This window comes from Gemmatimonadota bacterium (genome assembly GCA_040388535.1).
In the GTDB taxonomy this organism is placed as follows: domain Bacteria; phylum Gemmatimonadota; class Gemmatimonadetes; order Gemmatimonadales; family GWC2-71-9; genus Palsa-1233.
In genome coordinates, this window is record JAZKBR010000002.1 from 574,260 (window position 1) to 587,862 (window position 13,603).

General features: G+C 64.9%; 14 protein-coding genes and 1 other RNA gene. 10 read left to right on the forward strand and 5 right to left on the reverse strand.

Going from position 1 to position 13,603, the window contains the following annotated elements:
* Positions 1 to 25 precede the first annotated feature (25 nt).
* Entirely contained in the window at positions 26 to 1,573 is a 1,548-nt protein-coding gene (locus V4558_06110; GenBank protein ID MES2305060.1) for an MBL fold metallo-hydrolase, read from the forward strand.
* A 260-nt stretch (positions 1,574 to 1,833) separates the two neighbouring features.
* On the opposite strand, the gene V4558_06115 is transcribed toward V4558_06110, so the two are convergent.
* Positions 1,834 to 2,595, reverse strand: a complete 762-nt coding sequence (locus V4558_06115) for a DUF5602 domain-containing protein (GenBank protein MES2305061.1) — start codon at positions 2,593 to 2,595, stop codon at positions 1,834 to 1,836.
* 130 nt (positions 2,596 to 2,725) lie between these two features.
* Here V4558_06115 and V4558_06120 point away from each other — a divergent pair, with 130 nt between their 5' ends.
* Both V4558_06120 and V4558_06125 read left to right on the forward strand, forming a co-directional pair.
* On the forward strand, positions 2,726 to 3,400 hold the full coding sequence (locus tag V4558_06120) for a helix-turn-helix domain-containing protein (GenBank protein MES2305062.1): 675 nt from the start codon (positions 2,726 to 2,728) through the stop codon (positions 3,398 to 3,400).
* Positions 3,397 to 3,816 (forward strand): SgcJ/EcaC family oxidoreductase, encoded by a 420-nt coding sequence (locus tag V4558_06125; GenBank protein ID MES2305063.1) that lies wholly within the window; start codon positions 3,397 to 3,399, stop codon positions 3,814 to 3,816. The genes V4558_06120 and V4558_06125 overlap by 4 nt, the downstream gene beginning before the upstream one ends.
* A 23-nt stretch (positions 3,817 to 3,839) precedes the next feature.
* Here V4558_06125 and V4558_06130 read toward each other — a convergent pair whose 3' ends face one another.
* Positions 3,840 to 4,685: a helix-turn-helix transcriptional regulator gene (locus tag V4558_06130; protein ID MES2305064.1), complete on the reverse strand. Its 846-nt coding sequence runs from the start codon at positions 4,683 to 4,685 to the stop codon at positions 3,840 to 3,842.
* Positions 4,686 to 4,820: 135 nt separating this feature from the next.
* Here V4558_06130 and rnpB point away from each other — a divergent pair.
* From rnpB to V4558_06150, 4 genes are all read left to right on the forward strand, one after another.
* Positions 4,821 to 5,207, forward strand: an RNA gene (rnpB, locus tag V4558_06135) — RNase P RNA component class A.
* A gap of 77 nt (positions 5,208 to 5,284) precedes the next feature.
* On the forward strand, positions 5,285 to 6,046 hold the full coding sequence (locus tag V4558_06140) for a hypothetical protein (protein ID MES2305065.1): 762 nt from the start codon (positions 5,285 to 5,287) through the stop codon (positions 6,044 to 6,046).
* Between the two features lie 112 nt (positions 6,047 to 6,158).
* A complete protein-coding gene (locus V4558_06145; GenBank protein MES2305066.1) occupies positions 6,159 to 7,022 on the forward strand; it encodes a hypothetical protein in 864 nt (287 codons plus the stop codon).
* Positions 7,006 to 7,890: a biosynthetic peptidoglycan transglycosylase gene (locus V4558_06150; protein MES2305067.1), complete on the forward strand. Its 885-nt coding sequence runs from the start codon at positions 7,006 to 7,008 to the stop codon at positions 7,888 to 7,890. The genes V4558_06145 and V4558_06150 overlap by 17 nt, the downstream gene beginning before the upstream one ends.
* Before the next feature lie 236 nt (positions 7,891 to 8,126).
* Here V4558_06150 and V4558_06155 read toward each other — a convergent pair whose 3' ends face one another.
* From V4558_06155 to dnaA, 3 genes are all read right to left on the reverse strand, one after another.
* Positions 8,127 to 9,878, reverse strand: a complete 1,752-nt coding sequence (locus V4558_06155; protein MES2305068.1) for a M28 family peptidase — start codon at positions 9,876 to 9,878, stop codon at positions 8,127 to 8,129.
* Between the two features lie 130 nt (positions 9,879 to 10,008).
* Entirely contained in the window at positions 10,009 to 11,121 is a 1,113-nt protein-coding gene (dnaN, locus tag V4558_06160; protein ID MES2305069.1) for a DNA polymerase III subunit beta, read from the reverse strand.
* A gap of 228 nt (positions 11,122 to 11,349) precedes the next feature.
* Positions 11,350 to 12,741: a chromosomal replication initiator protein DnaA gene (gene dnaA / locus V4558_06165; protein ID MES2305070.1), complete on the reverse strand. Its 1,392-nt coding sequence runs from the start codon at positions 12,739 to 12,741 to the stop codon at positions 11,350 to 11,352.
* A gap of 138 nt (positions 12,742 to 12,879) precedes the next feature.
* Here dnaA and rpmH point away from each other — a divergent pair, with 138 nt between their 5' ends.
* From rpmH to yidD, 3 genes are read left to right on the forward strand one after another with little or no spacing between them, the layout of a single operon-like run.
* Positions 12,880 to 13,041 (forward strand): 50S ribosomal protein L34, encoded by a 162-nt coding sequence (rpmH, locus tag V4558_06170; protein ID MES2305071.1) that lies wholly within the window; start codon positions 12,880 to 12,882, stop codon positions 13,039 to 13,041.
* Positions 13,038 to 13,385, forward strand: coding sequence for a ribonuclease P protein component (gene rnpA / locus V4558_06175; GenBank protein ID MES2305072.1), 348 nt, complete (start codon positions 13,038 to 13,040; stop codon positions 13,383 to 13,385). Before rpmH ends, rnpA begins: the two co-directional genes overlap by 4 nt.
* Positions 13,382 to 13,603, forward strand: a complete 222-nt coding sequence (gene yidD, locus V4558_06180) for a membrane protein insertion efficiency factor YidD (protein MES2305073.1) — start codon at positions 13,382 to 13,384, stop codon at positions 13,601 to 13,603. The genes rnpA and yidD overlap by 4 nt, the downstream gene beginning before the upstream one ends.

A 13,603-nucleotide genomic window follows, 5' to 3' on the forward strand; every position in this document is an offset into this window, starting at 1 on the left:
CCTCTCCACGCTTCCGGAGGAACCAGTGAGCAGAACCGCAATTGTCCTTGGCGTCCTGTTATTGGTACGTGAGAATCCGCACCTCTTGGCGCAGCGACCGACATCGCTGACGGCATCGTCCTCTACCCACGCTCGGGCCATCCTGGATCGCGGGATCACGGCAATGGGGGGGATGAACGTCATTCAGTCGGTCGACGATATCCATTTCAGCTTCAGTGCCACGATTCCGGAGATCGGGCAGAGCGCCTCCCCGGACGCTTCCGCCTACCTGCGTCCCCTGGAAAGCGAGGGAATCTTTGATCTCGCCAACAATCGATTCTACCAGGTGCGGGAGACACACTATCTGGGAAGCGGCAAGCGCGGCAGCGCGGTCGTGACGACCCCGACTGCCGGCTTTACCGTCGATCTGCGCGCGAACGCCCTCTACCCCTTTGGCGCCACTGCACTGGCTACCAGCAAGCGGACGAACCAGCGCACCTTTCCGTTCCTGCAGTTGCAGGCCGCGGCGAGCCGCGGCAGTACACTCCGATGGCTGGGTCGGAGGGCCCAGGGCCATGACCGGGAGGATGCCATCACGTTCTCCGAATCGGACGGCAGTCAAACCACGCTGTATTTCGATACCGCGACAGGAATGCTGACTGCCTTCGAGGGGCTGAGCGATACTTTTCTTGACGGATCGACGACGACCGAGACTCGCTTCTCGGACTATCGACGCGTGAACGGCCTGCAGGTTCCATTTCATGCGGTCACCCGTGCTAACGGCGTTGTCCGCGCCGACGTCCGCTATCACGATATCCGATTCAATGAGCATCCGGATGCACGCCACTTCGAACGACCGGCAGACGCCACGCTGGGCCCCGAGGTCGGGGGGGCGCGGCGACCAATCACCATCACACCGATCGCCAAGGATGTGTACTATGTCGATGCTGTCGAAACGGGCAGCATCTTTTTCTACAGTTCGATGTTCGTCGCGTTCAAGGACTACGTGCTGGTCATCGAGGCCCCGCTCAACGACGGCGTGTCGCAGGCGATCATTGCCAAGATCAAGGAAACCGTCCCGGGGAAGCCGATCCGGTATCTGGTGCCCACGCACTACCACATCGACCATTCAGGCGGCATCCGCGGCTATGTTGCCGAGGGCAGCACCATCGTGACCCCCCGAGGGAATCTCGCGTTCCTGCAACGACTCGCAGCGATCGCCCACCCCCTCAGTCCGGACCGGCTGTCACTCCAGCCACGAGGACTGTCAACCGAGGTGTTTGACACCAAGCGCGTGTTCAGCGACAGCGATCATGTCGTCGAGCTCTACAATCTCCGCAACTCGCCACATGCCGACGACATGGTCCTGGCGTACCTGCCCCGGGAACGGATCGTCTTCGTCAGCGACCTCTTCCTGGTAAGCCTGGTGGGCCGCCTAGGTCCGGCAGAGCCACTCACGCTGTTCTTCGACCAGAAGCTTCGCGAGCTGAACCTGCACGTCGAGACGATTGTCGGTGGACACGGCCGCATGGGTACCATGGACGAGCTCCGTCGCTCGGTCTCCGAGGCAACCGGCGTGTCGACAGCGCCCTGAGTTCCGCTGGGCGCAGTGGAAGGCTGAAGGGTGGAGTCGAAACGGCGGCCGAATCCTCGCCCGCCGTTTGCATCCTCGGTGATCTGACGAGGTCGCTCTTACGACATGCGCTCGTGTCGGCGAAAGAACTCGGACTACCCGTCGATTCATGATCGACGGGTAGTCACGGGTGGTGCCGCGCTGGCATGGCCAGAGTCTCCGAACAACGAAATCCCCTCGCCCGACAACCCTCCGCTTTCCTGGCCGTACCCAGCCACCGATTACTTCGAAAGATTGGCCAGCGCGATGCGGTACTCTGCCGCGGCCGCATTCCAGCTCACCCGGTATCCGGCGGGATAGTACCCGTTGATTGCGTGCTGGACGGGGCTCCCCAGCGGCACGACTTCATCGGGGTGTGTCAAGAGGTAGGCGCGCGTGATCATCGGCTCAAGGAAGACGAACCGGCCATCCCACGAACCGTAGATGAAGGTCCGAGTGAATGGCTGGTTGTGGAATTCTCCTGCGTTGGAATCGGTCCAATGCAGCCCCATATGCGGGATGACGTTCGCAGGTGGGTCGGCGACGTAACCTGAGGCCTGGTAGCCGGCGGCGGGAAGCGCGGCCGCCTTGGCCGCAAAGGCTGGATCGGACGGATCGATGGCGCCTCGCTCTGCGGACGCGATCATGTAGAAATGGACATCAAAATGTGGCAGGGTATAAACCGTCGAAGGCGGATGCCCTGTCGGATTCCAGTTCAGCCCAACCGTCTGGTACTGGGTCATGTTCCCCGTTGGCAGCTGCAGCACGTACTCGTATCCACCCATCTGTGGTGCGCTCGGAAGCCCGTCGAGTGCCGCTTCGCTCAGCGCCACGCCGACCTCTGTCGGGGTCCCGTTCTCGGTCACCTGATAGGCACGGGCGCTCCCGCTGCCGAGTGCCACGGCCGCCCCGTACGTGGTTGCCAGTTGGGCGTTGGACCCGGTGCTGTCGCTGCTACACCCGACAGCCCAGACACCGATCGCCGCCAGTACCGTGCACGCCAAGCCCCTCGAAACCCACCCCCCTCGATGCAACGTCATACCGTCCCCCTGAGTGTCGGAAAAATGCCGTGGTGACACTTGAGTGCTACCGTGTCACTGGTGTGACATCGTCTGGCAATCTATCTTTGCCCCCATGACTGTCAAGCCACCGCCGGAAACCGGTCGGAATGGTCCCACCACAACCGACGACGCTCGCGGCGATGGGCAGAAGCGCCGCACCCGTGCCGCGCTTCTGGCGGCCGCCGCCGGGCTGATGGCCGAAGGATCGGTGCCGACGGTCGCAGAGGTCGCCGACGCCGCTGACGTTTCCCGCCGTACCGCGTATCGCTACTTCCCGACGCAGGATCAGCTTCTGGTGGAGGCGTCGCTCGAGCGGCTGCGTCCCGAAGTGGAGGCCGCCCTCGCGGCCGCCCTCGCCGACAACCCGAAACCGCTGGGCGACGTAGCGGAGGCGGAGGCACGGCTCGACGCAACAGTGGGAGTGATGCACCGGTTGGCACTGGAGAACGAGCCGTTGCTGAGGACAATGATCCGGTTGACCGCTGGTCGTGTGGGAGATGAGAAGCCCACGCGGGGATACCGTCGGATCGAATGGCTCAGTGCTGCCGTGGCGCCGGTGAAGACGCGCCTGGGGAAATCACAGTTCGACCGCTTGGTCTCGGCGCTCGCTTCGTGTGTCGGAATGGATTCACTTTTTCTGCTTCAGGACGTGCGGGGTCTCTCCGCTCCGGCGGCAGAGAAAGTGACCCGCTGGACCGCACGGGCGCTGCTCGCGGCAAGTGTTCATGAGGCCGACGCAACGAAATGATCGATGACGAGGAGTTGATCCAGCAGATTATCGCGGCGCAAGCCGTGGCCTGGAACCGTGGAGATGCTCGCGGCTGGGTCGCGGACAGCGCACCCGATCTGGGGTTCACCAACATCCTGGGGCAGCGATGGGAGACGCGCGAAGGATGCGAAGCGCGTCACGCCGCAATGTTTCAGGGACCATTCGCCCAGACACACCTTGCCATCGTGGTCGAACGGCTACGCTTCACCGCACCGGATAGCGCTGCCGCCGAGTTGTTGACCACACTCACCAACTTCGCGGCGCTACCCCCAGGCATTCTGCCAACACGGCATGGAACACTCGAGACACGGATGGTAGAGATCTTTACGAAGCGTGACGGCCGCTGGTGGATCACGACCTGTCACAACACTGCGGTCCTGCCATCGAGGCGATGACCGCCGGCGGAGTTCGCGCCACTTCATCCCTTCCCCGGCGCCAACGGCTTGAACGTCCGCCACGTCTCCACGTGCGGCTTCACCATCCGATCGAGAAATCGATCCAATACCACACAGAACGGATAGCGTGATCGGAACTCGCTCGGCGTAATGCCGAGCACGACGCGCAGGTGTCTGCCGAAGGATTGCGGCGAGGCATATTCGAGACGGTAGGCGACGTCGGCCACGGTGAGGTCGCCTTCGTCGAAGAGCCTGGCGGCGTGACAGAGTCGGACAGCCACGAGGTGGTCCTTGGGCGATGGCAATCCGGCGCGCACGAAGCGCGAGACGAAGGTCGACGGTGTGATGGCGAGCTTGCGAGCGAGTTTGCGCACGGTGGTGGTTTCGGGGGCGGTACGAATCAGCTCCTCCCAGAAACGACGCGAGCTGCCCGGCAACGGACCAAGGGCGGCGAGGACCGGGACCAGCACCGAGAGGGCCCGCTCGGCCGGTGGTGCACCCAGGACCTCGCGCAGGCGTCTCCAGCCGCTCGGATCGGTCGCGTCCACCACCTGACGGACACCGGTGGCGCCGAGCCGCAGCAGCGCTTCTGCGTCGCCGGGCTCGCGCTGCGTCACCAGTGCGACGGTGGGGATCGCCGGGAAGGCGCGGGTGAACTGCTCGAGCAGGGCAGGGGCTTCACCAGCACACCGCCGGACCGATACCAGCATGGCGTCGACCGGTCGTTCGCGTACCACCCGGATGGCGTCGCGCACGGTCTCGCGGTGCACCACCGAGAAGGAGCCGCCGCTGGCGGCATCGACGCGGGAACGTTCGTGCGGATCGAGCACTGCGGCGATGGTAGGAGTTGCGGGGATCGGGGCAAGCATCGGCATTCCTCCGGCTGGAGACGCCGACAGAATGCCGCCTCCCCCTCAACCGACACTCAACCGGGGACGTACTGCCGGAGGTGACACAGCGGCACCGGATGACGCGTATGGGGCCGGGCCGCTAGTTTTCAGGGGCGGGTAGGATGCGATGATCGCGGTTCGGGGCAACCCGGATCGAGGAAAGTCCGAGCTCCACAGGGCAGATCGCCAGGTAACGCCTGGGCGCCGCAAGGCGACGGACAGGGCAACAGAGAGCAGACCGCCGATGACCCGGTGCACAAGCATCGGGCACAGGTAAGGGTGAAACGGTGGGGTAAGAGCCCACCGCTCCTCGTGCAAGCGAGGGGGCACGGTAACCCCCGGTCGGAGCAAGGCCAAATAGGCGGCGAGGTGCGGCCCGCACCGTTAACAGCCGCGGGTAGGCTGCTCGAGGTGGTCGGCGACGACCATCCCAGATAGATGATCATCCGGTGCCGTGCAAACGACACCGAACAGAACTCGGCTTACAGTCTTACCCGTGCCGCGTCGCCTTCACGGAGACGCGGCGAAAGCACCAAGGGGATCGCACTGGCGCTCCTCACCACTTCACAGAGGTATGCATGCTCGCAGGTCTCCTGGCGCTGGCAACGACATTCGGTGTGGTCTCCACCCCGGTCGCGCCGCTGCGCTACAAGATCGAGATGAAGACGTCGCAGGAAGTCGACCTGTCCGCGATGGGTCAGGCGAAGATGACTGGCGATCTCGGGATCGTCGCATTCGTCTCGGTCACGATGAGCGATTCCGGCGCTGGTCAGCTGGCGCACGTGGTTGTGGACTCGATGACGCTGACGCCGACCGGCACCATGGCGCAGCAGTTCGATCCTTCGCTCGGCGCCGGCGCCAAGGGTGGCTTCTTCCACCTGTACGTCGTCAATGGCAAGGTGCAGGGCACGCCGAAGCCGTCGATTGCCGATAACCTCGCGTTGACGTCGCTGGCCCAGGCTGTGGCGATTCTCTTCCCCGGCAACACCAAGGCCGGTCTCAAGGCGGGCGACACCTACAGTGACACCGCGACGACGACCACGACCAGCGAAGCCGGCACCAACAACACGTCGTCGGTCACGATGTGGACGGTGAAGGGCGGCGCGGGCGAAGCCATGATGTTCGAGGGCGTGAGCGCCGGCAAGATGAGCATGGACGGCGGCCAGAACGCGATGACGGGGACCACAAAGGGTGCCCGCTCGATGACGTCGTCGGCCAAGGGCCCGGTGAAGAGCGCGACGCTCACCAATAACGTCGATGTGGCGGTGGTGCCGGCCGGAATGTCGGATGCCATTCCGGTGAAGGGTGTGTCGTCGGTGACGATTAGCCAGATCAACTAAGGCGCTACTCGGCAGGGCCATTCGGGGTGTGTGATGCGAGGAGTCCTCGACGTCACACACCCCGAAGTGCGTTCCTCCCCTGCTCTCTCACGGCGCGCGGTGGTAACCTTCCATGATGCCTCCCCGACATCTGCGTTTCCTCGCCCTGGCGCTGTCGCTCGCCACCCTGGCAGGGTGTGGCCACGACCCGGAACCGGTCACTCGACCGGCACCCCGTGCCGCCGAGACGTCGGGCGCTCGGGCGCTGGTCTCACTGCGAAGCGGCTGGGGCGCCACGGTCACGATGCAGCGGCAGGACTCGCTGGTGCTGACACTCCCCAATGGGGCTCGGCAGGTCCAGCACGTCGGGCGAATGGCGCGCTTCACGATGGAAATCGGCAGCAACAACAGCTTCACGGCGGTGCTCGATTCCCTCTCCCTGCAACCGCCGTCGGTCGAAGCCGCCGCTGACGCGCGCGGAACGCGTTGGTCGGGCCGGATTACCGGTGCAGGGCGGATCGAAGGGCTGCGGATTTCCCGCGCCACCCCACTCGGCGACGACCTGACCTCGGCCGTGCGCGCCCTCGTTCCGATGGTTCCCCTGGGCGGGGCGCCCGTGGGCACGCGCTGGAAAGACACCCTGTCTGGTTCGGTCCAGGTCGAAGTCTTCCGGGCCCAGGAAGAGCGAGTACGCAGCTGGTCGGCTGGCGAACGGACCGATCGAGGTGGCATGTCAGTGTATCCGGTCCGGGTCCGCGAGGAGTTCGAGCAGCTCGGCAAAGGATCGCAGGCGGGACGCGAAATGACGATGACGGCGCAGGGTAGTCGCGTCGGATACTACTACCTCACTGCCGATGGCAGAGTCGATGGTGCCGTCTTGCAGGACTCGGTGGCGCAGTTCATCACCATCCCGTCGGTGAAGCAGACAATCCCGACCATGCGCTACAGCCGGACCACCTTCCGCTATTCGACCTCCGCGCGTGCCGAGCGGCCCTAGGCCGCTAACGCGCACCCGAAAGATCATCCTCGGCGTCTTTGCGGCGTCGGGGCTTTTTCTGTTGTGGCTGTTCGCGGTGTGGCCACCCCCGGTCTGGTACGCAGCGCACTTCCCGCACGAGACCGCGTTCATGGCGATGCGTCGTGACGCCGACCCGGCCGCCGCCGAAAAGCGCCAGTACGACCCGGTGGAGATGAGCCAGATCGCGCCGGTGATGAAGCGAGCGGTAATGATCGGGGAGGACAACCGGTTCTACGAGCACGGCGGCTTCGACTTTGTCGAGATGCGGAAGGCGGTGGGATATCCGCGCGACTCCTTTGCCCTGGGCAATTCTCGCGATCGGGCAGACCTCGCGCGGGCAGTGAGGCGAAGCTGGAGCAAACGGGGCTCGGTCCGCGGGGCCAGCACGATCACGCAACAGCTCGCGAAGAATCTCTACCTCTCGCCCTCGCGGAATCCGCTGCGCAAGGTGAAAGAGGCGGTCACCGCCTGGCGGCTCGAGTTCTGGCTCTCCAAGGACCGGATCATGGAGCTATACCTCAACACCGCTGAGATGGGCGATGAGGTCTGGGGGGTCGAGGCGGCCTCCCAGCGCTACTTCAGGCGGTCGGCCCGCGGGCTTTCGCCGGAACAGGCCGCCACGCTGGCCGCCGTGCTTCCATTTCCGCGTAGTAGCAATCCAAACTATCGCTCTGGTCGGATGAACTGGAGGAGGAACCTGATCCTTCGTCGCCTGCGGGGCGAAAAGGTGGAGGTGCCGGTGGAGGAGACCGACCAGCCGGCAGATATTCCGTCGCCGATTCCGGATCCTGCGCGGCCGGACAGCCAGGTGATCCCACCCGCACCGCCGGATTCGATTCCCAAGTAGGCTGTTGCCCCTATGTGGGTGCCGCGCCGGCGCCAGCAGCGTCGGCTATGGATGCGCTCCCTACTGATCCTCCTCTGACGGCCCCCCGCACCGCGCCCCTTTCCTCTCTGTTCCCCGCGAATCTCCATAGCACGACAAGTACAAAGGCCGGCATCTCATCGAGGTGCCGGCCTTCGGGTCCGTGATCCGTCATCCGTCATCCATCATCCATCATCCGTCAACGATCGACGAATCTCCTAGTTGCCGCAGCGTGCGCTCATGTCGCGCTGCTCTGGCGGAAGGACGGTGAGGCGCGTCGGCCGATTTGCGATGGCTTCGGCGATGTCGTGCACGAAGCGTCCGAGCTTGGCGCCGTGATCGTAGTCGATGTACTGCGGCTCATCGGTGGGCTGGTGGTAATCCACCGCGTAGCCGAGCGAGAAGTAGGTGACCGGAATGCTCTTGGCGAAGTAGCTGACCTGGTCGGAGCGGCAGAAGCGATTCAGGGCGTTGGTGCGATCCCAGGAGTAGTCGATGACCATCGGCTCGCTACGCACGGCGTTGACCGAATCGACGAGTTCGCCGAACTGGGCCGAGAGTCGGCGCGACCCGAGCATCTGCACGGAGTTGGGGCCACCGAAGCGCACGTCGGTGACGCGACCCTTGCCGAGCATGTCCATGTTGTGCGCGGCGACGATGGAATCGAGCGGGACGGTCGGATGATCGACAAACCAGCGCGAACCGAGGAGGCCCTTCTCCTCGCCGACGTGCGAGATGAAGATCATCGAGCGGCGTGGCGGCGTCTGCGTCGCAAAGCGTTCGGCGATCTCGAGCAGGACCACGGTGCCGGAGCCATCGTCGTCGGCGCCGTTGTTGACGGAGTCGCGGCGAATCGGGCGAATGCTGCGCGCCCGTGCGATCATCGAATCGATCAGGTGCTGCTCGGTGGCGGTCGGCGTGCGTGCCGCATCATTGGCGCCCTGCGGGCGGATGATCCGGTTGTAGGCGCGCAGCGAATCGTGATCGGGCGCGGCCGCGTTCATGCCGATATGGTCGTTGTGCGCACCGATCAGGACATAGGTCGCACGGAGGGTCGGGTCAGTCCCCGGCAGGATCGCGATGACGTTGCGCCCCGGGTACTTCGACATCCGCCACTCGTAGCTCCAGGCGCCGGCCACCGGCTGTCCGGTCGCGCCGATGCTGAGCTGGTCGAGTGGCTTGCCGAAGATCTTTGCCGCGGCGGCGAGTGAAATGTTGGCACCACCGGCCGTGGCATTCGCGCCGGGGAGGGTCGCGGGCTTCATCGCGATCCGGCCGGCGAAGACGCCGTTGAGCAGAGCGCGGTTCATGCCGTCGAGCGAGGCGACGAGGATGGCTGCGGCGCCGGCGTTCTGGGCGCGGTTATCGCGCACCGCGGTGGTGCCGCGCGTTCCCGTTGCCGAGGCGTTCGTCGCGGCGGGAAGGAAGACCACGACCTTGCCACGGAGCAGGGCCGGGTCGAGGAGGACCGTCGTGTCGCCCCAGCGTCCGCCGAAAACCGTCGGCAGGTTATCGCCGGTGAATTTTGCCGCGAGGCCGTTGAGAGCCGACGGCGCCGTGGGAACCCAGTCGGTGACCGGCGCGAGCGCAGCACCGCCGATGGCAAGCCGACTCTGAGCCAGCTCATAGCCGGTTGGCCCGAGCGGCAACTCCTGGAACCAGGTGCCATTGTCGCCGCCCGGCTGGAGGCCGAGGCGCTTGAATTCGCGCGCGATGTACTCGGTGCCCTTGAAGTTCCCGAGAGTCCCGGCCTCGCGGCCCATCATCGAGTCATCTGCGAGTTGATAGAGCCGCGTGCGCAGGTCGTTGGCGGTGATTGCCGCTTCGGTCGGACGCGGGGCCCAGGTGCGGGGACCCTCGTCGGGCCAGACCACCTTGTCGCCGCTGGGGACGGGAGAATTGCCAGGCCGTGAGCCGCTGCACGCCGCGAGGGCCGTGAGCAGCGAGAACGCGATGGAGCGATTGCGCATCGGGAGGTTCCTTCGTGGTGCGGTCGAGACGGAGAAGAACGAGTCGGGGTTCATACGCGCGGCGCGGGTCGGAGGTTACTGCGGAGGCGAGCCCTGGGTGCCGCGCAAGCGCAGCACCCACACCACCCTCCTAGTCCAGCAACCTCAATGGCATGACGAGCGTCAGGTACGCGGCCGGATCGTCCCAGCCCACGGGTTCCACCGTCGCGGCGCGCTCGGGCGCCTTGAAGGTGAGACGGACCTCGTCGGTCGGCATGTACTTCAGCACTTCGAGCAGATAGTTCGCGTTGAAGCCGATATCGAGTGGCTCGCCATCGTACGACACGGTGATCTCTTCCTGGGCTTCGCCGAGGTCGGGCGTGGTCACGGACAACCGGCAGGAACCATCGCCGAAGGACATCCGGATCCGGTGGGTCTGGTCGCTTGCGACGATCGCCATGCGGCGCAGCGCCGACATCAGCGAGGATTTCTCGGCCGTTGCGACCTTGTCGTTCTCGCGGGGAATCACCTGCTCGTAGTTCGGATACGGCCCTTCGATGAGACGCGTGAAGACCTGGGTCGTGGCGGACCGGAAGCCGAGGTGATTGTCGGAGCGGCCGATCTCGATTTCATCGTCGGGTCCGAAGAGCTTGCGGAACTGCTCCAGCGCCTTGGGCGGCACGATGAGCTCGGCTTCCTGCCCGGCGATGCCCTGCAGCGGCACTTCCATCTTGGCGAGGCGGTGTCCGTTGGTCGCGACCATCCGCATCCGGTCGGGCATCAGCTGCCAGAGCACGCCGTTGAGGATCGGGCGGCTCTCCTCGGTGCTCGCGGCGAAGGCCACGTGCGCCACCAGCTTCTGCAGATCGCGGGCAGTGGTCTTGGACGAGCCATCGAAGGCCACCTGCGGGAAGGCCGGGAACTCTTCGCGCGGCAATCCGAGCAGCTTGAATTTCGAGCGGCCGCACTCGATGGTGACACGCTGTTCGCCCTGCGTGGTGAGCCGGATGCCGGCACTCGGCAGTTCGCGCACCAGCTCGACCAGCTTGCGGGCCGGGAGCGTGATGGCGCCTTCCTGATCGACCGATGCGGGCACCAGCGTGCTGACGGCGATGTCGAGGTCGGTGCCGGAAAGTCGCAGCCCATCCTTCGACGCTTCGAGGAGGATGTTGGCTAGCACGGGCAGCGTGGTCTTGGATGGCACAGCCGCCGCGACTGCGACGAGTCCCTCCTGGAGCTGCTCACGCGTGATGGTCAACTTCATCGACGTCCCCGGGTTGCTGTAGTTCCTGCTAAATACACTTAATAAGACTCTAGTAGTAGTCGTAGAGGGTGGGGAATTGTGGACCCACTCTCCAACTCCATAGGGCGTAGCGAGCTACGCCCCTGCAACCACGTTGATACCACGTTGACGTTGGGGAACACGCTCCGGTTTCCCCACGACAATCCGCACTGCCAACGTCATCCACGATGACGTCATGCACAGTGTGCACTAGACTGTCAACAACTCCGCGCGGGCCGATTCTACGCGCTCCCGGAACTGGCGATCGCGGCCGAGTTGCGACTGGACCTTGTCCACCGAGTGGATGACGGTCGAGTGATCGCGGCCACCAAAGGCCTGACCGATCTCGACCAGTTGCATCTGCAGGAGCTCGCGCGCCAGGAACATCGCGATCTGCCGCGGCACGGTGAGCGTCTTGATGCGCGCCTTGGACTTGAGCCCCTCGGGGGTCACGCCCCAGCGCCGCGCCACGACCTCCTGGACCTTCTCGATGGTCGGCAGGGTCCGTGACCGGGCATCGGCCTCGTCGCTGGGCCGCATCTTGTCGGCCAGGGCCTCGCGCGCGAGATCGATCGAGATCTCGCGATGCCGGAGCGACGCATAGAGCAGCAGCTTGATGATGCACCCTTCGAGTTCGCGCACATTCGACCGAACGTTTTCCGCGATGAAGCGGAGGACATCGTCGGGAATGGTCGTCTCGAGGTGATCCTGCTCCTGCTTCTTGCGCAGGATGGCGATCCGGTGCTCGAGGTCGGGCTGCTTGACGTCGGCCACCATGCCCCACTCGAAGCGGGACACGAGTCGCGCCTCGAGGCCGGGAATTTCCTTCGGCAGGCGATCGGAGGTCAGGACGATCTGCTTGCCTGCCTCGTAGAGCGCGTTGAAGGTATGGAAGAACTCTTCCTGGGTCGCTTCCTTCCCTTCGAGGAAGTGCACGTCGTCGACGATGAACAGATCAACATCGGCGCGATAGCGACGCCGCAGGTCGGGCATCGTGCGGCCGTGAATCCCTTCGATCACTTCGTTGATGAACTGTTCGGCGCCAACGTAGAGCACGCGCGCACCGGGGTTCTTCGCCAGAACTTCGTGCGCGACCGCCTGCATCAGGTGGGTCTTGCCGAGGCCGGTGGGGCCGTAGATGAAGAACGGGTTGTACTGCTTGCCAGGCGCTTCGGCGACGGCGTGCGCGGCGGCGGCGGCGAGTTCGTTGGACTTGCCGATGACGAACGAGTTGAACGTATAGCGATCGTTGAGCGGCTGGGCGCTGGGGTTCGCCGGCGTCGCGAGCATCGCACCCGGTTCGGCCACGGCCTGCGGCACGAAGAGATCCATCTGCGGCCGCTTCTGGCGCTCGGCGGCCACGCGGAACGACACGGCGACGGGCTCGCCGGCGGCTTCGGTCGCGACGGAGGTCAGGGCCACGGCGTATTTCTCTTCGTTCCAGCGCTTCGCGAAGTCGTCAGGGGTGCTGACGACGAGGCTACCGCCCTCGAAGGAAATGGCTTCATTGGACGCCAACCAGGTCTGGATCATGGCCTCGGGGATATCGCGCTTGGCTCCCTCGAGCACACGCTTCCAGAGATCTTTGGCGGTCAGCGGCATCTATTGGGCACGGTTTTTCGGGTAGGTCGGTCGTTCAGGGAGGCCGATTCTAGGTCCCGAATGTGGAAAAGTCAAACCCTTGAATTCGGGGGTACTGACGGGTAGCTTGTCTGGCTCTATTGGAGGGAGTGCCCAGTTATGATGCCGACATACAAGCCGCGCAACAAGCGCCGTATCGCCAAGCACGGGTTCCGGAACCGGATGGAAGATCGCTGGGGCCGTGCGGTCCTGTCGCGCCGCCGGAAGAAGGGGCGGAAGCGCCTGTCCGTGTCCATTGGCTCGAAGCACGCGCGCGTCTGACCGACCGCGAGCGCCTTCCGCGCTCGCACCGGCTGGTCCGCGGGTCTGACGTTCACCTGGTCCTCCGGACCGGCCGTCGTTCCCGCCGAGCGCACCTCGACATTTTCTGGACGCCAGCTGTGGCGGGCCATTCGCGGATGGGACTGATCGTACCTCGGTTCCAGCAGAGCGCGGTGGCCCGCAATCGTTTGCGGCGGCGGCTCAAGGACCTCTGGCGACGCGAGCTGACCCAGCGCCTGCCCGCTTCGGATGTGGTCTTCCGGGCGCGGAAAGAGGCTTACGGGGCGTCATTCGCCGCCCTGCGCGAGGAGCTCGCGGCCTGGGCCAGCACGTTCCAGTCGTGAAACAGCTCCCTTCCCGGGCCCTCGCCCTCCTCATTCGTGGCTACCAGCGCTTCATTTCTCCGGCTCTTCCTCCGGCCTGTCGGTACTCACCGACCTGCTCGGCCTACGCGCTCGAAGCGGTGCAGCGCTATGGCGCGCTTCGCGGGGGATGGCTTGGTCTCAAGCGGGTGGCACGTTGCCATCCGTGGCACCCGGGTGGATATGACCCGGTACCCTGA